The 23602-nt window shown below is 63.6% G+C and carries 22 protein-coding genes; 5 read left to right on the top strand and 17 right to left on the bottom strand.

Annotated elements, in window-relative coordinates; translation table 11 throughout:
- Nucleotides 1-38 precede the first annotated feature (38 nt).
- Nucleotides 39-2003 carry an AsmA family protein gene (locus JJB74_RS00575; protein ID WP_200589594.1) on the bottom strand — a complete coding sequence of 655 codons (1965 nt, stop codon included), beginning with the start codon at nucleotides 2001-2003 and terminating at the stop codon, nucleotides 39-41.
- Nucleotides 2000-2800: a DUF429 domain-containing protein gene (locus tag JJB74_RS00570; protein ID WP_200589592.1), complete on the bottom strand. Its 801-nt coding sequence runs from the start codon at nucleotides 2798-2800 to the stop codon at nucleotides 2000-2002. Before JJB74_RS00570 ends, JJB74_RS00575 begins: the two co-directional genes overlap by 4 nt.
- A gap of 203 nt (nucleotides 2801-3003) precedes the next feature.
- Here JJB74_RS00570 and JJB74_RS00565 point away from each other — a divergent pair, with 203 nt between their 5' ends.
- On the top strand, nucleotides 3004-3771 hold the full coding sequence (locus JJB74_RS00565; RefSeq protein ID WP_200589591.1) for a hypothetical protein: 768 nt from the start codon (nucleotides 3004-3006) through the stop codon (nucleotides 3769-3771).
- Nucleotides 3772-3858: 87 nt separating this feature from the next.
- Here JJB74_RS00565 and minE read toward each other — a convergent pair whose 3' ends face one another.
- The 3 genes from minE to minC are packed head-to-tail and all read right to left on the bottom strand — an operon-like array spanning nucleotide 3859 to nucleotide 5756.
- Nucleotides 3859-4119 (bottom strand): cell division topological specificity factor MinE, encoded by a 261-nt coding sequence (minE, locus tag JJB74_RS00560; protein WP_200589590.1) that lies wholly within the window; start codon nucleotides 4117-4119, stop codon nucleotides 3859-3861.
- A gap of 1 nt (nucleotide 4120) precedes the next feature.
- Complete coding sequence (gene minD / locus JJB74_RS00555) at nucleotides 4121-4936, bottom strand: septum site-determining protein MinD (protein WP_200589588.1); 816 nt, start codon at nucleotides 4934-4936, stop codon at nucleotides 4121-4123.
- Between the two features lie 37 nt (nucleotides 4937-4973).
- Nucleotides 4974-5756 carry a septum site-determining protein MinC gene (gene minC / locus JJB74_RS00550; RefSeq protein WP_200589586.1) on the bottom strand — a complete coding sequence of 261 codons (783 nt, stop codon included), beginning with the start codon at nucleotides 5754-5756 and terminating at the stop codon, nucleotides 4974-4976.
- Nucleotides 5757-6028: 272 nt separating this feature from the next.
- Here minC and JJB74_RS00545 point away from each other — a divergent pair, with 272 nt between their 5' ends.
- The gene (locus tag JJB74_RS00545; RefSeq protein WP_200589584.1) at nucleotides 6029-6442 is read left to right on the top strand and encodes a hypothetical protein; all 414 of its coding nucleotides are present in this window, start codon (nucleotides 6029-6031) and stop codon (nucleotides 6440-6442) included.
- Between the two features lie 90 nt (nucleotides 6443-6532).
- Here the strand turns inward: JJB74_RS00545 and JJB74_RS00540 are convergent, their stop codons facing one another.
- From JJB74_RS00540 to JJB74_RS00525, 4 genes are all read right to left on the bottom strand, one after another.
- Nucleotides 6533-7678, bottom strand: coding sequence for an acyl-CoA dehydrogenase family protein (locus tag JJB74_RS00540; RefSeq protein WP_200589582.1), 1146 nt, complete (start codon nucleotides 7676-7678; stop codon nucleotides 6533-6535).
- A gap of 3 nt (nucleotides 7679-7681) precedes the next feature.
- Nucleotides 7682-8878: an acyl-CoA dehydrogenase family protein gene (locus tag JJB74_RS00535; protein ID WP_200589580.1), complete on the bottom strand. Its 1197-nt coding sequence runs from the start codon at nucleotides 8876-8878 to the stop codon at nucleotides 7682-7684.
- Nucleotides 8879-8888: 10 nt separating this feature from the next.
- Nucleotides 8889-10067, bottom strand: a complete 1179-nt coding sequence (locus tag JJB74_RS00530; RefSeq protein ID WP_200589578.1) for an acyl-CoA dehydrogenase — start codon at nucleotides 10065-10067, stop codon at nucleotides 8889-8891.
- A gap of 78 nt (nucleotides 10068-10145) precedes the next feature.
- Nucleotides 10146-11687: a 3-hydroxyacyl-CoA dehydrogenase gene (locus tag JJB74_RS00525; protein ID WP_200589576.1), complete on the bottom strand. Its 1542-nt coding sequence runs from the start codon at nucleotides 11685-11687 to the stop codon at nucleotides 10146-10148.
- Nucleotides 11688-12006: 319 nt separating this feature from the next.
- On the opposite strand from JJB74_RS00525, the gene JJB74_RS00520 reads away from it, so the two are divergent.
- Both JJB74_RS00520 and JJB74_RS00515 read left to right on the top strand, forming a co-directional pair.
- Entirely contained in the window at nucleotides 12007-13536 is a 1530-nt protein-coding gene (locus JJB74_RS00520) for a class I adenylate-forming enzyme family protein (protein ID WP_200589574.1), read from the top strand.
- Between the two features lie 28 nt (nucleotides 13537-13564).
- Nucleotides 13565-14389, top strand: a complete 825-nt coding sequence (locus JJB74_RS00515; protein WP_234483429.1) for an IclR family transcriptional regulator — start codon at nucleotides 13565-13567, stop codon at nucleotides 14387-14389.
- Nucleotides 14390-14521: 132 nt separating this feature from the next.
- Here the strand turns inward: JJB74_RS00515 and JJB74_RS00510 are convergent, their stop codons facing one another.
- The 8 genes from JJB74_RS00510 to JJB74_RS00475 form a co-directional block, all read right to left on the bottom strand.
- Complete coding sequence (locus tag JJB74_RS00510; RefSeq protein ID WP_200589572.1) at nucleotides 14522-14962, bottom strand: response regulator; 441 nt, start codon at nucleotides 14960-14962, stop codon at nucleotides 14522-14524.
- Between the two features lie 18 nt (nucleotides 14963-14980).
- A complete protein-coding gene (locus JJB74_RS00505; RefSeq protein ID WP_200589570.1) occupies nucleotides 14981-15808 on the bottom strand; it encodes an Hpt domain-containing response regulator in 828 nt (275 codons plus the stop codon).
- Complete coding sequence (locus JJB74_RS00500; RefSeq protein ID WP_200590701.1) at nucleotides 15805-16677, bottom strand: Crp/Fnr family transcriptional regulator; 873 nt, start codon at nucleotides 16675-16677, stop codon at nucleotides 15805-15807. Before JJB74_RS00500 ends, JJB74_RS00505 begins: the two co-directional genes overlap by 4 nt.
- A 311-nt stretch (nucleotides 16678-16988) precedes the next feature.
- Entirely contained in the window at nucleotides 16989-17633 is a 645-nt protein-coding gene (locus tag JJB74_RS00495) for a response regulator (protein WP_200589568.1), read from the bottom strand.
- 29 nt (nucleotides 17634-17662) lie between these two features.
- Nucleotides 17663-18727 (bottom strand): sensor histidine kinase, encoded by a 1065-nt coding sequence (locus JJB74_RS00490; RefSeq protein ID WP_200589566.1) that lies wholly within the window; start codon nucleotides 18725-18727, stop codon nucleotides 17663-17665.
- A gap of 477 nt (nucleotides 18728-19204) precedes the next feature.
- The gene (locus tag JJB74_RS00485) at nucleotides 19205-19441 is read right to left on the bottom strand and encodes a hypothetical protein (protein WP_200589564.1); all 237 of its coding nucleotides are present in this window, start codon (nucleotides 19439-19441) and stop codon (nucleotides 19205-19207) included.
- Between the two features lie 241 nt (nucleotides 19442-19682).
- A complete protein-coding gene (locus tag JJB74_RS00480; protein WP_200589562.1) occupies nucleotides 19683-20996 on the bottom strand; it encodes a diguanylate cyclase domain-containing protein in 1314 nt (437 codons plus the stop codon).
- 42 nt (nucleotides 20997-21038) lie between these two features.
- Nucleotides 21039-22187, bottom strand: coding sequence for an ABC transporter substrate-binding protein (locus JJB74_RS00475; protein ID WP_200589548.1), 1149 nt, complete (start codon nucleotides 22185-22187; stop codon nucleotides 21039-21041).
- Nucleotides 22188-22601: 414 nt separating this feature from the next.
- On the opposite strand from JJB74_RS00475, the gene JJB74_RS00470 reads away from it, so the two are divergent.
- Entirely contained in the window at nucleotides 22602-23570 is a 969-nt protein-coding gene (locus tag JJB74_RS00470) for a YVTN family beta-propeller repeat protein (protein ID WP_200589546.1), read from the top strand.
- Nucleotides 23571-23602: the final 32 nt, after the last annotated feature.

Here is a 23602-nt window from a genome sequence, read left to right as displayed (position 1 = left end):
GGCGTGATACGCCGGCGCGCGGCGATGCCGGGCGCCACTTACTTGTCCTTCCCCGGCCTGAACACCGCCGCGCAGGCATCGGTTGCCGGATTGGCGGCGTCCCAGGCTGCCGTGGCGATCAGGCTCAGGCCGCCCGTGAGCAGGGCTGCGCCCAGCCGCGCCAATGCTCCCGGCGTCGCCGCCGGGTCGAGCGCAATCGCCGGCTTTTTCAATGGACCGTGGATGCGCACGTCGCTGGTAAGCACCGAGATGCCGATCGCCACGCCGTGGCGCGCGCGCACCCGGCCGCGCAGGTCGACGTCCTGTTGACGCAGGTCGACCGCTCCCGAGGTCAGCAACTGGCTGACATCGCTGCGCGCGCCGACAATGCCGCCGCCGGCGGCGCGACCGTTGGCAAAGCGCAGGCGGCCGGCAAAGCATTCCAGCGTCATCCGCTGCGCAGCCTGTTCGGAGAACAGCGGCAGCATGTCGGTGAGCAGTTTCTCCACTTCGCCGGCGCGCTCGGAGCGAATCACGGTGCGGCCGCCGCGCACATCGATGGCGCCGTCGAGCGTGGCTGCCAGCGCGGTCATGCTGTCGCCGTGGCCTGTCACCTGCGCATCGATCGTCATCGGCCCGCCGCTCAGCGGCAGCTTGCGGCCGCGCTCGCTGAACCAGCGTTCGAGCAGCACATCCCGGGCGGCGAGATCGAGCCGCGCGCGGCGCCGCGTCGGATCGAGCCGCAATGCGCCTGCGGCCGAGCCGCCGAGAAGGTGCATCGTGTAGCGGGAGACATCGATCGCGCCGCCGCCGAGTGCGATGTCCGCGTCGAGCTTCGTCGCGGCGATGCCGGAGAGCAGCTTCGCTTCGCCAACATGCAGCCGGATGCGGCCATCCGCGTCGGCCAGCGTCGACAGCGCCTGCCAGGGCAGGGCCGCGCGCCGGAACAAGGTGGTGCCGGGTGCAGCCGCGGGCGGTTCGCGTCCGGCTTCGCGCGACAGCTGCGCCCAATCCAGGCGTGGTATGGCGATGTCAGCTTCATAGCTTGGCGGCTTTGCGTCCGGATGGATCGTCATGCGCGCGTCGGCTTCCATGGAACCGAAGCGCGCATGCAAATCGCTCAGGTGGATGCCTGATGCCGCGGCTGCCCCGTGGATGCGGGCGCGCAGCGACATGGCAGTTCGGTGGCGCGGCATGTCGAAGAAGGCCAGGAGCTGCTCGGGATGTGGCGCATCGGCTTCGATGGCGGCGTCGATGCTGCCATCGGCAGACAAGGGCAGTTTGCCGGACAGTGCCAGGCGCGCGCCTTCCAGCGTGGCGGCGAGCTTGCAGTCGGTGGCGGCATCGGCAGCGGCATCGGCGGCACGCAGGGCCGAGAGATCGTCGCAGCGGGCGTCGAGCAGCATGTCTACGCCGTGGCGGGCCAGCGTCGCCGTCAGGTGCGGCGCTTTCCATCCGGTGTCGGCGCGCAGTTCGGCCAGCGGCAGCGACAGATCCAGGGCGCTGTGCTCAGCGCTGAGTTTCGCGTTACTCCAGCGCAGTTCGGCCGCTTCCGCACTCAGCGTGTTCAGGTGACGCCAATCGATGCGGCCATGGCCGGGCGCCAACTGCCAATTCGCGCGGCCGTTCGCGTCGCGCTCGAGGTCCAGCCGCAGGCCGCGCACATGCACCGCGGTCGGCGCGACGCGGCCCGACAGCAGCGGCAGGATCGCCAGGCGCACATCCAGGCTGTCGATCTCGGCCATGCGCGGCTGGCGTGCCCAGTCCGGGTTGGACAGCGTCACGCCCTGCGCGCGCAGCGTTGGGGCCGGCAGCAGCGACAGCGACAGCTTGCTGATGTCGAGATCGCGCGACCACTCGCGCCGCGCATGTTCGCGCGCCAGCGCGATCAGGCGCTCGCCGTCGAACAGCGCATGGGCCGCGATGATCAGCGCCAGCGCTGCAACAGCCAGGCAGGCCGCGATGATCGCGATCCTGCGGCGCCAGGTGCGCGCGGTGGAGCGGGGCAGGGCATGCGCACTCATGCGCCGACGATCCAGCCTTCGAGCGCATCGAAAGGCGGCAGGCCGTAGCCGGCGTCGCGCCGCTGCCAGGCCCAGGCGGCAAGGATGGCGCACAGCGTGGCGTCGAGCAGATCGGCGCTGCCATCGGCGATCAGCGCATCGCGGTGACTGCCGGCCTCGAGCCGTATGCCCCAGCGATGCGCGCCGCGTTCGAGCGCCTCCACAATGATTTCGCGCACCGCTTGCCGCTCGGGCGTTTGCAGCGTGCGCTGATCGTTCTTGTACGACTTGCGGGTGATGTCGCGCGCCACCATGCCCGGATAGCCTTCGAAGGCGATGCGCTGCGCATCGCCGGGATGCAGCTGGTACAGGCTGACTCCCGCATCGAGCAATTGCGGCACACCTGCATGCAGCATGTAGGCCACTGGCGGATTGACCCATTTCATCGAGGGCGAGGAGCCGGCCGGATAGTCGGTTGCGCGGTGCGCGAACTTGTTGCCCGGCGGCCGGGCGTCGCAGAAAGCCTTGAAGGTTTCCCGCATCTCGGCACGGGAGAGGCCCGCGACATGACGCATCAGCGCCGCCCATTCGGTCGGCCAGCCCAGGGTTTCCACCAGTTCGCGCGGCAGCGAAAACGGGAAATCGAAGGCGCCCAGCCACGGGCCCGGGCGGCGCAGCCAGGCGGCGAAGGCGGCATTGTCGGGCAGGGTGTCCAGGGATTCGAGCAGGAAGCTGTCGCCACGCAAGTGGCCGGTCGCAACCGTAATGCCCTTGCGACGGCTCGGCGCGGAAGTGAAGTCGATGCCGTGCAGCTTCATCGTGCTGGCGCGCCGCTCGGCGCAGGATCGCTGGGGTGGGAACGCAGGGGCATGTCGGCACCGTGCTGAAGAGTTCGCCGGATTATGCACCTTTGACAACCCGGCCGCGGTACGTTGCCCCACATTGCTGAACCGCGGCGCATGCAGCGCCACCAAGCGCGCGGCCGCCGGCGGCGGCGGCATTCCTGGAAAAGGAGAACGGCATGGCAGTTGGAAAGGGAAGTGGCAGGGCGGGCGGCGCGGGTAAGACGCCAAGCATCGATGTCTCACGGGCGAAGCAGACCAGCAACGGCGAAGGACGGCAGGGCAGCGTGACCACGCCGGGCCGGCCAAGGGTGCGCGCGGCCGAAAAAGAGCGTCGCGATGCGTCCCCGAACGCGAGGAAAGAGAAAGTGACCGATACGCCGACGCGCCAACTGCGCCGGCAGGCCGCCGAAAGCGGCATGCTCTCGCTCGACAGCCCGGTGCGCCTGTCTCCGCGTACGGAATCGCCGCGTCCAGAGTCGCCTCGGGTCGAAGACTCTCGCAGGGGGAAGAAGCGCCGCGCCGGTGAAGGCGTGGATGAGGGTGAAGCAGCGCACGCGGGGCGTCAGCGCAAGCGGGCGCGCATCACGTCCGCCGCGCCGGAACCGGTCGATGCGGAGGCGAAGCCAGCGTCGGCACCCGTACCGACGCCGCAGAAGGGCAAGAGCTCGCGGAAGGAAACCAATATATTCCGCACGATGACCGGCTCCGGTCTGCGCGGCTTCCTGCAGAAGGACAAGAAAACGCCGTCGAGCGAAGAGCTGCGCCGCGACCCGGACGACGAAGGCGACGACGGGCGCGAATCCAGATTGCCCCAAGGCTTGTCCTTCATGTTCTCGCGCGGCGCCATCCCCACGACGGTGCTGGACTCGACCACGGAAGAAGCGCCGCCGCGCAGGCAGGATGCGCGTGCACCGGAAAGCGAAACGGAGACGGGCGAGGGATAGGGCGGAAGCAATGCGCTGCGGCGGCCGGGAAGGCCGCCGCAGCGGTGGCGCGGCCGGAATGGCCGGGAATGCCGCGAGGCGGAAGACTTACTTGACCGGCACGTCCGGCAGCACCACGTTCACATCCAGCACCTCCAGGTTGCCCTGGCGGTCCAGCTTGATCTTGATGTCGTCGGCATTGACCTTGGTGTACTTGGAGATGACGTCGATCAGCTCCTTGTGCAACGCTGGCAGAAAGTCCGGGCCGGCGGTGCCGTTGCGCTCGCGCGCAATGATGATCTGCAGCCGTTCCTTGGCCGCGGATGCCGATTTCGGCTTGTTGCTGAAAAGGAATGAGAGCAGTGCCATGTCACTTGCCCCGGAAGATGCGCTGGAACAGGCCCGGCTTCTCATAGGTGGTGTAGCGCATCGGCACGTCTTCGCCGAGGAAGCGCGACACCACGTCCTTGTAGGCCTGCGCCACATCGCTGCCTTCGATGTGGATCGCCGGATTACCCGAGTTCGACGCATGCAGCACCGACTCGGACTCGGGAATGATGCCCAGCAGCGGAATGCGCAGGATCTCCTGCACGTCGCCGAAGGACAGCATCTCGCCGGCGTCCACGCGCTTGGGCACATAGCGGGTGATCAGCAGGTGTTCCTTGACCGGCTCGCCGCCGTTCTGCGCGCGGCGCGACTTGGCCTGGATGATGCCGAGGATGCGGTCCGAATCGCGCACCGAGGAGACTTCCGGATTGGTGACGATGACGGCTTCGTCGGCGAAGGTCAGCGCCAGCACCGCGCCGCGCTCGATGCCGGCAGGCGAGTCGCAGACGATGTATTCGAAGTCCATCTTCGTCAGTTCGTTGAGCACGCGCTCCACGCCGTCTTCGGTCAGCGCATCCTTGTCGCGCGTCTGCGAAGCAGGCAGCACGAACAGGTTGTCGCAATGCTTGTCCTTGATCAGCGCCTGGTTCAGCGTGGCTTCCTTGTTGATCACATTGATCAGGTCATACACCACGCGGCGTTCGCAGCCCATGATCAGGTCGAGGTTGCGCAGGCCGACGTCGAAGTCGAGCACCGCGGTCTTGTGGCCGCGCATGGCCAGGCCGGAAGCGAAGCTGGCGCTGGTGGTGGTCTTGCCAACGCCGCCTTTGCCGGACGTTACCACGATGATTTTTGCCACAAACAAACTCCTTTATGAAAGAACGGATTGGACTTGGTTACTTGTGCAGGGCTGCGGTCATCGAGGTGATCTCGATCCGATCGCCCAGTAGACGCACCTGGCCCGGCGCCTGCGCCAGATCGCGCGGCAAGCCATCCTCGAAGGTACGGTAGTAGCCGGCAATGGAAACCAGTTCCGGTTCCATGCTCATGGCGAAGATGCGCGCTTCGTTGTTGCCGCTGGCCCCGGCCAGCGCCCGGCCGCGCAGCGGCGCATAGACATGGATGCTGCCGTCGGCAATGATCTCGGCGCCGTTGTTGACCGCCGCGGTGACGATGAGGTCGCAGCCATGCGCATACACGCGCTGGCCGGCGCGCACCGGCGTATCGATGATCATTGCGCCGACCTGAGCGGCCGGTGCTGGTGCTGGTGCTGGTGCGGGTGCCGGGGTTGGCGCTGGCGCGGGAGCAGGCGCCGCAGCCGGTTGTTCCGCCTCGTCGCGCGGCATGTTGCGCGGCTTGGCGACCACATCCAGCGACAGCCCGTGTGCCAGGATCTCCGCTTCCAGCGCCGCCGGCGCATTGCGCACGGCGACCGGGTTCAGCCGATGCGACTTGAACAGCGATACCAGCGCCGCCCAGTTGATCGCGCCATGGCTGGCGGGCAGGCCGCCGATGTCCAGGATCGCAAACTCGCCATCGAAATAATCGGACGCGCCACCCGTCATGTCGGCCATTGCCGCCTGCAGCACCGTCATGTCGGTGTCGTGCAGCAGCGCTGCGACGGCAACCACGGTGGAAATCTTGATTTCGATAGGCTTGCGCGCTTGATTGTTCGACATAAAAACCAGGGATAGATGCTTACGGGAATGCGGGCCAGGCGTATCAGCGAGGATGCGGCTTGCCGGCGAGGCAGCTCATGCGGCGGACAACGATGGAGGTCGATGAACGCAACGCGGCCGGGAATTCCGGCCGGCGGCCATTATAACGTCATCCGTTCGGCTTTCCCGTGCGGTAAAAGCAGAAATAACCGCGCTGCGGCACGGGCTACGCGGCAGGCGGAACTTTTGCCGGCGAACAAGCACCCAGCGTTCCCGCAAGACATGGAGCCGCCATGCAATCGTCCAGTTCCGCCAAGCCTGTAGTCAACGAGCCAAGAGTTGATGCATACGATGAAAGCACCGAATCCCTTAGCGAAGATTCCGGTCAGGACGCCGTGCCAGTACGGCCGATCGACACCTCGCAACTGCATCTGGCAGTGAGGTACTGGGATCCGGCGCTCGAAGCGTTCGGAGTTGCCGCCGGCAATGAAGCGAACGCGGGATGCTTTTCCCGTTTTCTGTGGCGGCTGGATGTGGCCATCGGCCTAAGGGGCAGGAAAGCCAGGCTCGGCGTCGCGCCCTGGCTGCGCACGCTGGCCAATGACGAAGGCCGGCGCCGCGCATGCTTTCGCGTCGCGGCCGAAGAGGAGGGCAACGCGCAGCGCAATATCGTGCAGATTTATGACGAGATGCGGGGCGTGCGCTAGAAGTTTGCAGTAACAGCTTGCGCAGACGGCAAGCCGCTTGATGGGCCGATGCGTCAACGACCGCATCGGCCCATTGGTTTTATCGCCGCATCAGGCCGCCATGCGCGCCGCGTAGTGCTCCAGGTGGCTGTCGGTGCTGCCGAATTGCAGCTCGATGGCCATCAGGCGCTTGAAGTAATGGCCGACGTCGAGTTCATCGGTCACGCCCATGCCGCCATGCAGCTGCACCGCCTGCTGCGACACGAAGCGGCAAGCCTGGCCGACGATGACCTTCGCCGCCGACAGCGTCTGCTCGCGCGTTGCCGCATCCGCATCGCCGCAGCGCACCGATGCCAGATAGCTCATCGACCGCGCCTGCTCGATATGCAGCACCATGTCGGCCATGCGGTGCTGCAGCGCCTGGAACTTGCCGATCGGCACGCCGAACTGCTTGCGGGTGCGGGTGTATTCGACGGTTGCGGCCAGCAGCTTGTCCAGCGCGCCGACGGCTTCGGCGCAGATCGCGGCGATGCCCGCGTCCAGCACCTGCGCAATCGCTGCGCTGGCATCAAGGGCGCTTTCGCCTAGCAGGGCCTGCGCCGGCAGCCGCACGTCGTTGAAGCTGATTTCGCCGCCAGGCGCGCCATCGACCATCGTGAAGGAAGTGATCGTCACGCCCTCGGCCACGCGCGGCACCGCGAACACGGCCAGGCCGCCATCCTGGTGCGCTTCGCCGACGCGCGCGGTGACGAGCAGCACATCGGCCGTCGGCGCATACGCGATCATGCTTTTCGCGCCATTGAGCACATAGCCGGCTTCATCGATGCGGGCGCGGGTTGCCACGGCCATGCGGTCGAAGCGGGTGGCGCGTTCGTCATGCGCGAACACGGCGATCATCTCGCCCGCGGCCAGCGCAGGCAGCATCACCGCGCGCTGCGACTCGCTGCCGAGCAGGGTCAATGCCTGCGTCGACAGCACGGCGCTGGTCAGAAACGGCTCGTTGACCAGGCCTTCGCCCAGCGCCTGCATGACCAGCATGGTGTCGATTGCCGAGCCGCCCAGGCCGCCGTCGGCTTCAGGCACGTTCAGCGCGGTCAGTCCCAAATCGGCCAGGCCTTGCCAGACCTTGCGGTCGGCATTGCCGGCGGCTTGCGCGCGCAGGCGTTCGCGGCGGGTCTCGGGGCTGTATTCCCCGGCCACGAAGCGCCGGGTGGTGTCCTGCAGCATCTGCTGCTCTTCGGTGAAGGTGAAGTCCATGTCTTACAGTCCCAGGATCATTTGCGAAATGATGTTCTTCTGAATCTCGTTCGAGCCGCCGTAGATCGACAGCTTGCGCATGTTCAGGTAGCCGGCGGCCAGCGGCGTGGCGTATTCCGGGCCGATGAAATCGCCCTGGTAGCCAGCGGCCATCGCTTCGCGCCGCAGCTGCAGCGCATAAGGACCCACGGCCTGCACCAGCAGCTCGGTAATGGCCTGCTGGATCTCGGTGCCCTTGATCTTCAGGATCGACGCTTCCGGTCCCGGCGCGCGGCGCTCGGCTTCGGCCGACAGCACGCGCAGGTTGGTGATTTCCAGCGCGGTCAGATCGATCTCGACCTGGGCCACGCGCGCGCCGAACAGCGGATCCTGCAGCAGCGGCTTGCCGTTCTTGGTTTCCTCGCGGGCGATGCGCTTCAAGCGCGCCAGTTCGCGCTTGGCGATGCCGATGCCGGCGATGTTGGTGCGCTCATGGCCGAGCAGGAATTTGGCATAGGTCCAGCCGCGGTTTTCTTCGCCGATGCGGTTTTCCACCGGCACCCGCACATCCTCGAACCAGACTTCATTGACTTCATGCGCGCCATCCATCGTGATGATCGGGCGCACCGTGATGCCCGGCGTCTTCATGTCGATCAGCAGGAAGGAAATGCCCTGCTGCGGCTTGACTTCGCTGTCGGTGCGCACCAGGCAGAAGATCCAGTCGGCGTACTGACCGAGCGTGGTCCAGGTCTTCTGGCCGTTGACGACGTAATGGTCGCCTTCGCGCACCGCGCGGCATTTCAACGACGCCAGGTCGGAACCTGCGCCCGGTTCGGAATAGCCCTGGCACCACCATTCCTCAGCCGAGAGAATCTTCGGCAGGAAGCGCTGCTGCTGCGCCGGCGTGCCGAAGGCCATGATCACCGGCGCGACCATCTTCAGGCCGAAGGGGATCGCGCGCGGCGCGCCGGCCGCGGCCGACTCTTCCTCGAAGATGTATTGCTGCACCGGGTTCCAGCCCGGGCCGCCGAACTCGGACGGCCAGGCTGCCGCGCCCCAGCCCTGCTCATGCAGGATGCGCTGCCAGCGCAGGTAGTCGTCGCGCTCGACGATCATGCCGTTGTGCACCTTGCGCCGGATGTCCTCGGGCAGCTTTTCCTGCAGGAAGCTGCGCACCTCTTGCCGGAATGCGGTTTCTTCCGCGGTGAAATTCAGGTCCATCGTTGCGCCCTCAGAAAGCCGAAATGCCGGTCTGCTCGCGGCCCAGGATCAGCGCATGGATGTCATGCGTGCCTTCGTAGGTGTTGACCACTTCCAGGTTGACCATGTGGCGGATCACGCCGAATTCATCGGAGATGCCATTGCCGCCGAGCATGTCGCGCGCCACGCGGGCGATGTCCAGCGCCTTGCCGCAGGAATTGCGTTTCATGATCGAGGTCACCGACGGATGCGCGCTGCCTTCGTCCTTCATGCGGCCCAGGCGCAGGCAGCCCTGCAGCGCCATCGTGATCTCGGTCTGCATGTCGGCCAGCTTCTTCTGCACCAGCTGATTTGCCGCCAGTGGCTTGCCGAACTGTTTGCGGTCCAGCACATACTGGCGCGCGGCATGCCAGCAGAACTCGGCCGCGCCGAGCGCGCCCCAGGCGATACCGTAGCGGGCGGAGTTGAGGCAGGTGAACGGACCCTTCAGGCCGCGCACTTCGGGGAAGGCATTTTCTTCCGGGCAGAACACCCCATCCATGACGATCTCGCCGGTGATCGAGGCGCGCAGGCCGACCTTGCCGTGGATCGCCGGCGCGGACAAACCCTTCCAGCCTTTTTCCAGCACGAAGCCGCGGATCGCGCCTTCATCGTCCTTGGCCCAGACCAGGAACACGTCGGCGATCGGCGAATTCGAGATCCACATCTTGCTGCCGGTGAGTTCATAGCCGCCGTCGACCTTCTTGGCGCGGGTGACCATGGAGCCGGGGTCGGAGCCGTGGTTCGGCTCGGTCAGGCCGAAGCAGCCTATCCATTCGCCGCGCGCGAGCTTGGGCAGGTATTTCTCTTTCGTTGCCTCATTGCCGAATTCATAGATCGGCACCATCACCAGCGAGGACTGCACGCTCATCATCGAGCGATAGCCCGAGTCGACGCGCTCGACTTCGCGCGCGATCAGGCCGTAGCTGACATAGTTCAGGCCCGGGCCGCCGTACTGCTCGGGAATGGTCGGGCCCAACAGGCCCAGTTCGCCCATTTCGCGGAAGATCGATGCATCGGTCTTTTCCTGGCGGAAGGCTTCCAGCACGCGCGGCTGCAGCTTGTCCTGGCAATAGGCCTGCGCGGCGTCGCGCACCATGCGTTCTTCATCGGTGAGCTGCTCGTTCAGCAGCAGCGGATCGTCCCAGTGGAATTGTGCTTTCGCTTGCATGTCTTTCTCCAATTGTTCGTGTTGACTGCCCCGTACGGCGCAATGAAAAAGCGCTGGCCCGCGGGCCAGCGCATGGTCTCAGGGTTCGCGCTGCAGCAGCGACAGGCCGAGTTCGGCGCGGCGTCGCAGCCACTGGCTGGGGCGATAGCGCGGATCGCCGGTTTCCTGCTGCAGGTTGCCAAGGATATTGAGCACGGTTGCCGCGCCAAGTTCGTCGCCCCAGGCCAGCGGGCCGCGCGGATAACCGAGGCCGAGAGTCACTGCGCGGTCGATGTCGGCCGGCTCGGCAATGCCCTGCTGCGCGATCTCGGCGGCGATGTTGATGATGTGTGCCACCACCCGCTGCGACACCAGGCCGCTGCTGTCGCGCACCAGGCTGACCGCCGCGCCATCGGCCGCGAACAGGCCGCGCGCCATGTCGGCATAGCGGGCATCGGTGGCCGGATTGGTCATCACGACGCGGCGCCTGGTCAGATCAAACAGGGTTTCCACCGCGACGGTGCGGCGCGCATCCAGGCCTTCGACAACGCAGCAGCGGGTGGCGTCGTCGCCCAGCGGCGTGACCACGATCAGCGCATTCTCGCTCGGACGCTCGCCATCCTCGATGGCAACGCCGGCTGCCTTGAGAAAGGGCGCGATGCGCTCGGCCAGCTGCGGCCGCGCGCGCGACAGCCACACCGACGGTGGCAGCGCGGAGGAGGGCGCGGGTTCGGCTGGCGTCTGCTTCTTGCCTTCGGCGTCATAACGGTAGAAGCCGTGGCCGACCTTGCGGCCGACGGCGCCCGCGGCGAGCATCTGGCGCGTCAGGTTCTGCGGGCGGAAGCGCGGTTCTTCGTAATACTGGTGGTAGATCGATTCCATCACCGGGTGCGACACGTCCAGCCCGGTCAAATCCATCAGTTCGCAGGGCCCGAGCCTGAAGCCCGGACCGTCGCGCAGGATGCGGTCCAGCGTGGCGATGTCGGTGACGTCCTCGGCCAGGATGCGCAGGCCCTCGGTGCCGAAGCCGCGCCCGGCATGGTTGACGATGAAACCCGGCGTGTCCTTCGCGCGCACTGCAGTGTGGCCCCAGCGGCGGCCGAGCGCGAGCATGTAATCGACGATGGAGGGCTCAGTCAGCAGGCCGCCGATCGCCTCGACGATCTTCATCAGCGGCACCGGGTTGAAGAAGTGGAAGCCGACCACGCGTTCGGGATGCTTCAGTCCGGCCGCGATCGCGGTCACCGACAGCGAGGAGGTGTTGGTGGCCAGGATCGCGTCTTCGCCGAGGATGTTTTCCAGCGCGGCGAACAGCGATTGCTTGGCTTCCAGCTTTTCCACGATCGCCTCGACGACGACGTGGCAGCCGGCGAGGTCTTCCAGACTGGCGGCCGCATTGAGGCGCGCGCATGCCGCCTGCGCGGCTTCGGCGCTCATCTTGCCCTTGCCGGCGAGCATGTTGAAAGTGTCCGCAATGCCGGCTTTCGCGGCTTGCGCAGCATCGGCGCGGGTGTCATTGAGCCAGACGGTGGCGCCGGCCTGCGCGGCAATCTGCGCAATGCCGCGTCCCATCACGCCGCAACCGACGATGCCGATGACGACATCTCCGGATACGGGATCCGGGCGCTCTAGTGCTTGCATCGGAAGTCTCCTGTGGTGTCCGTTGATCGGTACAGTGTTGTTCCGAAATCGGAACTGAAATTCTGCACGGTGGAATCTTGTTTGAGTATGCGGAACTCTATGTGCGTTTGATGGCGCTGTCAAGAAACGGCGCTGCTTGATAAACCGCAATTCGAATAGGGATGCATACGCTTTTCAGCAGTGAGAGTAAGAATCAGGAGTTGCACTGCGTCGGTTCTGCTGTGCGAAATGAAATTCTGTTCCGCATTGATTTTTGCATTTCATTATGACAGTATCGACCGCAAACAAGAGGCATGCGCCCGGCATGCGAGGAGACGGAATGGCAATCGGAGTGGGCGCGCTTGCGCCGCGCCGTATCCACGAGGCGATGACGCCGTGGTCGGCAAGCCATCCACAGCAGATAGCGCTGTGCGATGAATTTCATCGAATTTCTTACGGCGATCTGCCGCAAGCAGTAGAAACGGTGGCCGAACGCATGGCAGCTTCGGGTGTGCGTGCCGGCGATCGGGTATTGCTGATCGCGGAAAACTGCGTGGCGCTGGCCTTGGCGATTCTTGCCGCGAGCCGGCTCGATGCCTGGTCAGCCACGGTCAATGCCCGGCTGTCGGCCCGGGAAATCGACAACTTTCTCGCGCATTCCGGCGCACGCCGGGCCATCTATTTCGGCGCTGCCTCGCCGGCGGCCGCCGCGCATGGGCAGGCGCGCGGCGCTATCCGTGAGGATTGGCCGGTCATTGGCGATGTGCTGCTTGGACCTTCCAACCCGGATGCCGTGCCCGAGCCGGTGTTCGATGGCGCCGCCGAACAGGTGGCGGTGCTGGTCTACACCTCCGGCACCACAGGCGCGCCGAAGGCAGTGATGCTGACCCATGCAAACCTGCTCTTCATCGCCAACAACAACCGCAATCTGCGCCGCCTTGCTCCCGGCGACACGGTGTACGGCGTGTTGCCGCTGTCCCATGTGTATGGCCTGTCGGCCTTGCTGGCGGCGAGCCTGATCAGCGGCGCGGCGCTGCGCCTGGTGCCGCGTTTTTCCGAAAGCGCGCTGGCGCAGGCGCTGGCGTCGGGTGAGGTCAGCGTGATGCATGGCGCGCCGGCGATGTACGCCAAGCTGCTGGCCTATTGCGAAGCGAATGGCATCGAGCCAAGTGCGCCACGGCTGCGCGTGGCGCAGAGTGGCGGGGCGCCGTTGACGGCGGCATTGAAGGCTGATTTCGAAGCGGCCTTCGGCACCCCGTTGCACAACGGCTATGGCATGACCGAGGCGTCGCCGTCGATTTGCCAGACCCGGATGGAAGCCCCGCGCGCCGATTGCTCGGTGGGCACGCCGATACCGGGCATTGAAGTGCGGCTGCACGGCGCCGAAGGCAGCGCGGAGGGTGTTGGCGAGATCCGGGTGCGCGGACCGAATGTGATGAAGGGGTATTACCGCGCCGCTGATGCCAGCGCCGAAGCGGTAACCGCCGACGGCTGGCTCTGCACCGGCGACCTGGCCCGCATCGACGCCGACGGCGCCTTCCACGTGGTCGGCCGCAGCAAGGAGCTGATCATCCGCTCCGGCTTCAACGTCTATCCGGTCGAGGTCGAAGGCGTGCTGAATGCGCATCCGGGCATCGTGCAATCCGCGGTGGTCGGCCGCACGGTCGAAGGCAACGAGGAAGTGGTGGCGTTCATCGAAGTCGCGCGCGATGCGCCGCCCGCCGAAGCCGAACTGCGCGCCTACCTGCGCGAGCATCTCTCGCCGTACAAGCTGCCTTCGGAAATCGTGGTGCTGGAGCAGTTGCCGGCGGCCGCGACCGGAAAGATTCTGAAAAAGGAATTGCAGCGCATGGCGGCGCGCGGCGACTAAATCGGCTCCCTACTTTTTTCCAAACATCATGAACAAGCCCATCCCCAGCACCATGAAGGTCGACCTGCCGAATCCGCGGGTGAAGGAAGACCGCCATTTCGTCACTGCGTTGGCGCGCGGCCTGGACCTGCTGGCGTGCTTTCGCTCCGGCGACAAGCTGCTCGGCAACCAGGAACTGGCCGAGCGCAGCAGGCTGCCGAAGTCGACGGTCTCGCGGCTGACCTATACGCTCACCAAGCTCGGCTATCTGCAATATGACGAAGCGCTAGGCAAATACCGACTCGGTTCCGCGACGCTGGCGCTAGGCAGCGCGATGCTGTCGCGCCTGGACATCCGTCAACTGGCCCGGCCGCTGATGCAGGAGCTTGCGGATTTCTCGCAGACCATGGTGTCGCTAGGCATGCGCGACCGGCTCAGCATGATCTACGTGGAAAACTGCCGCAGCCAGGCCGCGCTGACCCTGCGCCTGGATGTCGGCGCGCGCATTCCGATCGCCAGCACCGCGATGGGCCGCGCTTACCTGGCCGAAGTGTCGAGCGCCGAGCGCAACGACATCCTGGAGCGGGTGCGCGATCTCGATGAACTGGCCTGGCCGACGCTGCGCGACCGCATGGCGCGCGCGGTGGAGGAATACCAGACGCTGGGCTGCTGTACTTCCTTCGGCGACTGGCAGCCGGATGTGAATGCGATCGCGGTGGCTTTCCGCCCGGCCGACAACGCGCCGCCAATGTCGATCAACTGCGGCGGACCGGCTTTCAATCTGAAGCAGGAATTCCTGCTCGAAGAAGTGCGGCCGCGCCTGATTGCCATGGTCAACACGCTGCGCCGGCCGTCGCAGGGCGGGCGGGATTAGGGGGGATGCATCGATTTTGCAGGGTCGGCGCAGCCCACGCGCTTGTTCGATCGATGCTTGGGCAAAGCAGGTAATACAAGATAGGCGAATGCCCGAATGTGGCGCCTGCCGTGCCTGACACAGCGCGGCATATCAACCTCCATTCCCCATCATTCCACCCATCTCGGGAAACATGCCGCGCAGCGTCTCTGCCAAGGGCTCCAGGCGCAGCGGCTTGATCAGGTAAGCCGCCGCGCCGCGCTGCAGCGCTTTGGCTTTGTATGCTGCATCGTCATGACTGCTCAGCATCACGCAGCGCAGCTTGACGTCGAGAGAACGCATTGCGACCAGCAGCGTCAAGCCATCGGTTCCGGGCAAGGAGATGTCGCAAAGCGCAAGCGCATAGCGTCGGCCTGCCACCATCGCGAGCGCGGCCTGCGCATCGGACGCGGTCTGCGCATGGAATCCGAGCTTTTGCAGCATCGCGGCGGCAAGCAGCCGTTCGACGCCGCTGTCATCGATGACGATCGCGCTCGGACACGAGCCGCTCGCATCCGAGGCTGCGCAGGTGTCGCCGCTGCGTTCTGCGGTCATGTCGTCGTGCGTCGCGGCTCAGCGCGCCAGCGCCGATGTCGGCCGGGTTGCACCTTGCGCTGCAATCATCTGCGCGAGGCAATGCGATTGCCTGCGGTATTCAGCCTCGATGTCATCCATCAGTTGCGGCAGCCGGCCTTCGATCCCGGCCAGGCATTGCAGTTCCAGCGCGCGGCACAGTCCCGCCATGCGCCATGCGCCTATCGATGCGCTACTGCCGCCTAGCGCATGCGCCGTGCCGGCAAGATCTTCTGCATTACCGTCGCGCAAACCGGAACGCAATGCATCGAGGCGCGCTGCGCTCTCGCGACAAAACGTCTGGGCGACGGTGCTGAAACCGGCGCCGAGCAAGTCCGCTACCGAACGCATTCCGGCGCCGCCACTGTCGCAAGACGCTTCGTCTTCCTTGAGCGGCAGCCACAGATGCAGCAGGCGGCTCAACTGCGTTCGGACCAGCGGTGGCGCGCAGACATCGTCGATGTCGGCGCGCAGCAACGCGTTGCGTCCAGCTTCGTCCATGCCTGCGGCGCAGGCGATGAGAGGAATGCGCCGTGTGCCAAGCGCGCGCAAGTGACGTATCGCAGCGTAGGCATGCTGGCGAGCCAGCGCCGCGTCGATCAGGATCAGCTCGCAGTGGCGTTCGGTCTGTAGCAACAGCGCCTCTTCAACCGTGTCGGCAACCGCGATTTCCATGCCCAGCGCCTCGAGCGCCGCGCATGCCTCATCCAGCAAGGCTCCATCGTGCAGCGCAAGCAGGATGCGCCGCGGCTCTTCCTGCCCGACTGGCCGCGTGCTTCCGCGGGTGTTGCCACAAGCCGACTGCGCCCGGTTTGCGATGCCGGTCATGCGCTCATTAATTGATCCCAGGTGGCCGGCTCGGCGCCCGCTTCGATAACGTCTTCCGCCGCCGGCCGAGCCTTGCGGCTGGTCTGGCGGCCGCGGGTGGTCGAAGGCGGCAGCCGGCGCAGCGTGCGCAGCGCTTCTACATCGCGTATGCCTATCGATTTCTGATCCACGGTGATGTAGCCGATCTCGTTGAAGGCGGACAAGGTGCGGCTGACTGTCTCCAGCGTCAGGCCGAGATAGCTGCCGATTTCATGCCGCGTCATCCTCAGATTGAACAGGCGGCTGGAATAGCCCATCTCGGCAAAACGCTCGGACAGCGACACCAGGAAGCGGGCCACGCGCGCCTCGGCGCTGAGCGCACCGAGCATGCTGACCATCGATTGCTCGCGCACGAGCTCGCGGCTCATGACGCTGTACATCGCCTGCTCGAGCTCGATATGGGTGCGTCCCAGCGCAATGAATTTCTTGAAGGGCAGAAGGATCAGGTCGCAGTTGGACAGCGCCACCGCTTCGGAGGCATAACGGCGCGTATGTATGCCGTCGACACCGAACAGATCTCCCTTCATCGGGAAGCTCAGCACCTGCTCATTGCCATACTCATCGATGAGCACAGTCTTCAGAAAACCGGAGTGCACGATGTAAAGCGTGTCGAACGGCTGGCCTATGGTGTGGATGCGCTGGCCGGTCTTGAACTGGACATGCTGAAACAGCAGGTCTTCATCCGCCATGCCCGAGACGGCGGGAATGCGCAGCAGTGCGCACAATTCTTTCAGGTTGGACCAGAGCTTGCCCTGACGCTGCCAGCCTGCTTCCAGGTTGGTTGCGCGCAGCGGCAGGGCGGGTTCGGTGCGGTTCTCAAACGCTTGCATGGACGCCATGACAATCTCCCAGTTCATTAAAGCGGTGTCATGCCAGCGCTTAAGGCTTTTGGCCGGGACGCAGGCATTGTTTTTCGTGTCAGCGCCTGGTAGGGCACCACTTGGAAACCGAAAGACCGAAGCAGAAAAACCGCGTGCGTGTGGGGTTTTTTGTTACGGCTTAAAGTCCATGCAAGACACGTGTGGCTAGTATCGCAACAGCATCGGTGGGTGACTATCGGGATGCGCTGAATGAGACTGTAGGGATATTCCTACACTTGTTCGCCGGGCTTCCTACAGAGCATGCAGGAAAGGCGGCTGTTTCAGAGGCGCATCGGCATCAGCAGGCGATGCGCGACGGCGTATTGCACGAGCTCGGCCAGCGAGGGCATGCCCATCTTGTGCAGGATGCGGGTCTTGTGGGTGCTGACCGTCTTGACCGACAGATGCAGCAGGTCGGCGATTTCGGTGATCGACTTGCCGACAACGAGGAGACTGAAAACTTCGAATTCGCGATCGGAAAGATGCTTGTGTGGCAGGTCTTCCACGGTCGGCATCACGTCCATGGCCAGTTGTTCGGCGACTTCGATGCTGATGTAAGGACGGCCGGAGGCGACCTTGCGGATGGCGGAAACCAGCTGCGTGCCGGCGCTTTCCTTGGTCAGATAGCCGCGCGCGCCGGCGCGGATTGCCCGCACCGCATATTGCTCTTCCTCATGCATCGTGAGAATCAGGATCGGCAGCTTCGGCACTTCGTCCTTGATCTGGCGAATCAGTTCAACGCCGCTGCGTCCGGGCATCGACAGATCGAGCATCAGCAGATCGAATCCGCCCTTGCGTACCTGGGCCAGCACTTCGAAGCCATCCACCGCTTCGCCAACCACCTCGATATCGTCGGCCCCGTCGAGGATGCGCTTGAGGCCTTCCCGCATGATGGTGTGGTCGTCGGCAATGACAACACGAATCATGATGTCCTGAATAGTCGCTGCGATGCGCTTTATATCGGGATGGAAACGTGGATCACGCTGCCATGGCCTCTGCGGGAATGCATGTCAAAAGTGCCACCGAGAGTATAGATGCGTTCCTGCATCGCGGCCAGTCCGAAGCAGTCGACCTTGTGCTCCGCATCCTGCGGCATGCCGACGCCGTTGTCCTGCACGGAGACGGTGATGCGGTCGTGCGCACGGCGGATTGCGATCTGGACATGGCTGGCCTGCGCATGCCGCTGCACATTGCGCAGGGCTTCCTGAACAGTCCGGTAGATGGCCGTATCGGCGGCATCGTTTCCGTGAAAGTCTTGCGGGCTGTGATGCACTTCGACGCGCACTCCGGTCTGCCGTTCAAACGATTGCGCAAGCCATCTCACTGCAGCGAGCAGGCCGAGATCGTCGAGCAGCGGCGGACGCAGGCCCGAAGCGATTGCCTTGGTGCGGATGATCACGCTGTCAAGAAGCGCCTGCATCTGCGCGATGCGCGCCGGGCGCTGATGCGCATCGGTTGGCGACGCGCGTTGCAGCCAGTCGAGATCGAGCTTCAGCACGGACAGGCGCTGCCCGAGGTCGTCATACAGTTCGCGCGAGACGCGGCGCTTTTCCATTTCGAAAGCCTGCTGGAAGGATTCGGCGCGCCGCCGCAGGCTGGGCGTGTGCAGTACGGGTTCGCGCATGACCAGCAACTGCCATCCTGTAATGCGATCGCCCAGTTTGGCGACCCTGGCTTCGCAACGGAAAGGCGCCTGGTTTGCGCGACATCCCTGCAGTTGCAGCTGCTCGCCCGGTCCCGTTTCAGCCAGCCGCTGTGCCGTGCCGGATTGCGGCCAGAAGAGCAGGTCAACCGACTTGCCCAGCATTTGCTCGGCAGGACGGGCGAACAGGGTTTCGGCAGCCGGGTTGCATAGCGCAATGTGTTCGCTATGGTCGAGGACAACGACGGCATCCATCGACGCCGCCACTACTGCATGCAGCCACGGCGGAGGGTTGTCCGCGGAAGGTCCACGGCATCCGAGGCTCAATGGCGTTACGTCAGCTTTCGCGTCTTGCGACTCCAGGTCGGTGGCAGCCATCACGCGTCTCCTTGGCGGACTTGCAATACGTAATGATATGTTTTTCCAATTTCATATCATCTACATTGCATCGATCAGAACGCAGCCGCACTTTTTCACGCATTCAATTGATATGAATCACAATTGAATTGAGCACAGCCTGTGAAGAGAGGAATGATTGCCAGAAGGGTATTTCGAACGCGCAATTGATGGGGGGTTGGCAAGTTGTTGCCGCACTATCATTCCGTTGCAGGGCATTGGGACACGGTAAATTTGAAAGCTGTTACTTTTTTGCTTCGTGAACGGATGAGTCGAATTAGGGCGATTTTCCGAAATTCAAATGAAGTCTTTTCGGTAATTTGCGGGCTCTTTCGGCGGCTCATACCCTTGCCATCGTGCGTGCATTTTTAATAAGCGCGCATGGTAGGGCGTAGCGCTGCGCTCCATTGCGGGAGTGCAGCGTGGAATCAACAAGGTGAAATGATTCGCCAAAAGGAATTACTTGGCGTCGGGTTTTACCTTCATCATGCGCGCCACGGCGACGATGACAATAATGCCAACGAGATCGGCCATTGCGCTTTGCGCATTGACGGTAAAACCGGCAAGGCCTTTCAGGCCCTGTACGATCAGCCAGGCGCTCAGCGCGGAAAGAGCGACATGGGTGAGCGGGCCGGAATAGTTGTTGGAGAGGGCGTTAAGGAAGCGAGCTTTTTTGGATTTGGACGGCTTGTTCATGAAAAACCTTGGTTAGCGGGAAAATCTGCGATAACGAATGGAAATTATCGCGCGAAAAAGGAATTTCCCCAAGCAAATTGATTGGTAGAAAAAATGAATGCCGGAATGCCAATGGAATGCGGAGGATGATGCTCGCCTTTGATTCCCTGCAAATAATAATGAATTATTTGCCAACGGCGGCCGATTTCCGGAACTCGGATCATATATCAGCTTTCGGCATTTACGCAGCAACTAAATTTTTTCATGCGATTTTGTAATGATTTTTTCCGGAAACTTTTGCCTGCGCGACACCATTTTCTGCCAATTCCATTAATTGCGTGTCATTCAGCAATTCCGTCGGCTGGAATGCCACGCCAAGGCTGCAGCTCAATTGTGTTTCCATTCCGCTTTCATTGAAAACACTCGCCATCGTGCGCAGCAGTTTTCCAGCCACGATTTCTGCGTTTTCCTGGGTATTGACGTCGATGAGAAGAATGCCGAAGCGGTCGCCTTCCAGGCGGGCGACCACGTCGCATTCCCTGACCACGCGCGAGAGCTTGCGTGCCGTTTCCCTGAACAGCGCCTCGACGCCTTCTGCACCCTGACGTTCGGCGAGAGCGCCAAGGCCGGCAAGCTCGAGCAGAAACAGGGCGGCGCCGTTGTAGCCGCTGCGGCTGCCGCGCTGCACTTGGTGCCGCAGCAGAGCGCGGAAAAGTACTGCGTTCGGTAAGCCTGTCAGGCCATCCTGCTGGGCTTGCGCCTGTTCCTCTTCTCGCGCCGACACGCTGTCGGCGCCGATGTAGCGCATCACCAGGCTGCCGTCGGGAAGATGCCGGCCTTCGACAGTGGTCGGTTTGCCGGCACGGGACGGCTGCTCCAGCCGGAAATTCCTGCCGTTGCCGAGCCGGCGCAGGCGGCGATCGACTTCATCGGCATCGGCGTTGCGGCCGTAATCGCCGCGTTGCAAGTTGAAGCGAAGCATGTCGCGCAGCGGGGTTCCCGCCACGCCAAACCCGGCCGGGTAATCGAAATGGGCCAGAAAGCCGGCATTGCACAACTTCAGCCGCAAGTCGCTGCCAAAAATCGCCAGGCCGTGGCCGCAGCTTTCCGCTGCAAGCTCGGCAAGCGACTGCGATTCGGCAAGCCGGACCTGCCACTGCGCCTCTCGCGCAGATTGCTCACCGGCGCCGAGCCATTTTTCCACCAGCATCGGCAGCAGCTGCAGAAAGGCGCCGGACTCGTCCCGCGTCAGCCATTCCCAGCCTTCGTCACGCAGACTGGCGACCGCATTGCGCAGTTCGCCGGGATCCAGCATCAGCGCACCGACCAGCTGCGCCTGCTCACGGCGCGCAATGCGCAGCAGCTCCAGGCCATTGCCTTCGGGTAGGGAATGGCTGGTGAGCAGCAGATCAACGGGTTGCCGCGCCAGCGCCGTCACCGCGGCCATGTAGCCGGACGCGAAGATCACATCCACATTGCCTGGAGGAAGCCAGCGCTGGAGCTCGCGTGCGCGTTCGGGATTCGGATCGACATACAGCAGCGTGCGATGCGCTGGCGGGGAAGAGGGCGATGTCATGATTGATCAGGCGCCGCATCGCGGCACTGTCGTCCTTTGTCTCTAGTTAAGGAATTTTCCATCCCGGGTAATGATGGTCATATCGACAAAGCGTGAACCCCTGTGATCCCTGGCCGAAAACTCCACGGGGAAACCAATGTCGTAATTGCGCAGATTGATGCTTTCCAGCGCGGTGATGAGCTTGTCGCGCGTTAAGTCCGGGCCGGCGCGGCGCAGGCCTTCAACAAAGATTTTTGCGGCAACAAAGCCTTCGAGACTGGAAAAATTCGGTTCTCCGGCGTTCGCCCGCTTCAGTTCCTTCACATATTCGGTGACCGTGGGATTGGCGGTCTTCCAGGGAAAGGGCATCACCTCGGACACCCCGACGCCCGGACCGTCTTCGCCCAGCGCACGCGCCAGCGGTTGCGCGCCGACGAAGGACACATTGTGGAATTGGCCGGTGTAGCCGGCGCTACGCATGGTCTTGATCAATGCGGCCGAGGTGGCGTAGGTGCTGATCTGGATGATCGCATCCGGACGCTTGGCCAGAAGCCGTTGCGCCGCCACCGATACGTTCGCGCTGTTGCGTTCCACGGTGGCATCTTCCACGAGCGCGATGCCGCGTTTCTTCAACGCCTGCTGCACACCGAGAAGGCCATCCTGGCCATAGGCGTCATTCTGGTGAAACACCGCGATATTGCGGATGCCGACCTGCACCAGGCGGTCGACCAGGTGCTCGGTTTCTTCCGCATAGCTGGCGCGGATATGAAAAATTTCGCGACGGAAGGGCTGGCGCAGCGATTGTGCACCGGAAAAAGGTGCGAAGAACGGTACATGCGCCGCGGTAACCACCGGCAGTGCGGCATTGCTGGTCGGGGTGCCGACATAACCGAACAGTGCGAACACGCCTTCATCCTGGATCAGCCGGCGGGTGTTCTGCGCGGCGAGTTCCGGCTCGTACTTGTCGTCGGCGGTGATGATCTCAATCTTGCGACCGTGGATGCCGCCCTGCTGGTTGACGCTGTCGAAATACAGCTTGGCGCCAGCGTGTAAATCGATGCCGAGTTGCGCTGCCGGCCCGCTGAACGCGGCCGATTCACCGAGCAGAATGCGATGCGCGGTAACGCCGGTTTCGGCATGGGAAGGAAAGGCGAGCGCCGCCGACAGGAGCAGGCTGGCCGTGGGCAAGACTGAGGAAAAACGGTGGAGCATGACAGAAGCAGAGACAGTTTCAGCGCCCCAAATGTAGCAGAAGTTGGATGCTCTAAGGAAATATTTTCTTTGGGTAAATGACGGAACTTTATTTTCTTTTATCGCGCAAATTGCCTGATGAGACTGCTTTTTCCTCTTCTCCACGGTTTCTCATGCGGGAGCACGCGGCGCTTCCATGCACGAATGGCAAGCCTCTGTATGCGATTTGAAACGTCCGGCCGAAAAGACCCATTTACCGGCTCGGATACTCGCAAACCCTTACGGGCCTTCGGTTATAGTTACGCAGTTTCAAGACTTCCCGTTCGCATTGCACATCCGGCAGAGATTCTTCCACAGCGCCCGGTCTGCACCTGGGCCATCCTCCATCCGACCATGCGCAGGCTGACTTCCTTTCTCTTCATACGAGCACTCTTCATGTTTCATCGTTTTTGCCTGGGAACCCTATTCGCTCTCGGCCTGCTAGCCGCTATGCCTGCCCGCGCCGATGTGGTGGTCGTGCTGAATTCGCGCGATGCCACGGTGAGCCTGCTGGATCAGGACACGTACCGTGAGATCGGCAATTTCTCCACCGGCAAGGAGCCGCATCACCTGATGGCCACGCCGGACAACAAGTCGCTGATCGTCGCCACCGCTGTCGGCAATGAATTGATTTTCCTCGATCCGCGCAGCGGCGAGATCCAGCGCCGCGTGCCGGACATCATGGATCCGTACCAGATCGGTTTTTCGCCGGATAACCGCTGGTTCGTCGCCAATGCGCTGCGCCTCGACCGTGTCGACATCTATTCCTACGATGGCACCAACCTGAAGCTGGCCAAGCGCGTGCCGCTGGCCAAAATGCCGAGTCACATGGCTTTCAGCCCGGACAACAAAACCGTTTTCATCACACAGCAGGGCAGCGACGAAATCAGCGCCATCGATCTGACGACGCAGACCGTGAAGTGGACCATGGAAGTCGGCAAGCTGCCGGCCGGCATCACGATGACGCCGGATGGCAAGTATCTGCTGGTAGGCATCATGGGTCGCGACTTCGTGCAGGTCATCGACTGGCGCACGCAGAAGGTCGTCAAGGAAATCAAGACCGGTGCCGGCGCGCACAATTTCCGCTCGGCCGGCGACGGCCGCCATGTGTTCGTCTCCAACCGCATTTCCGACACCATCGACATCATCGACCAGCAGACGCTGGAAAAGGTCGGCACGATCCCGGTGCCCGGCGGCCCGGACTGCATGGAGCTGACCCCGGACGGCAAGACGCTGTGGACGACGCTACGCTGGGTGAAGAAAGTTGCGGTGATCGATGTGCCGAGCCGCAAAGTGATCAAAGTGATACCAGTGGGACGTTCGCCGCACGGTGTCTATTTCATCAATCACGCCCCCTATCAATGAGCGCATTGAAACGCTGCATCGGCACGCTAGCG

The organism is Noviherbaspirillum pedocola (assembly GCF_016632335.1).
GTDB classification, from domain to species: Bacteria; Pseudomonadota; Gammaproteobacteria; order Burkholderiales; family Burkholderiaceae_D; genus Noviherbaspirillum_A; species Noviherbaspirillum_A pedocola.
The sequence above is the reverse complement of the archived record's forward strand: the minus strand, read 5'-3'. Positions and strand labels throughout refer to the sequence as shown.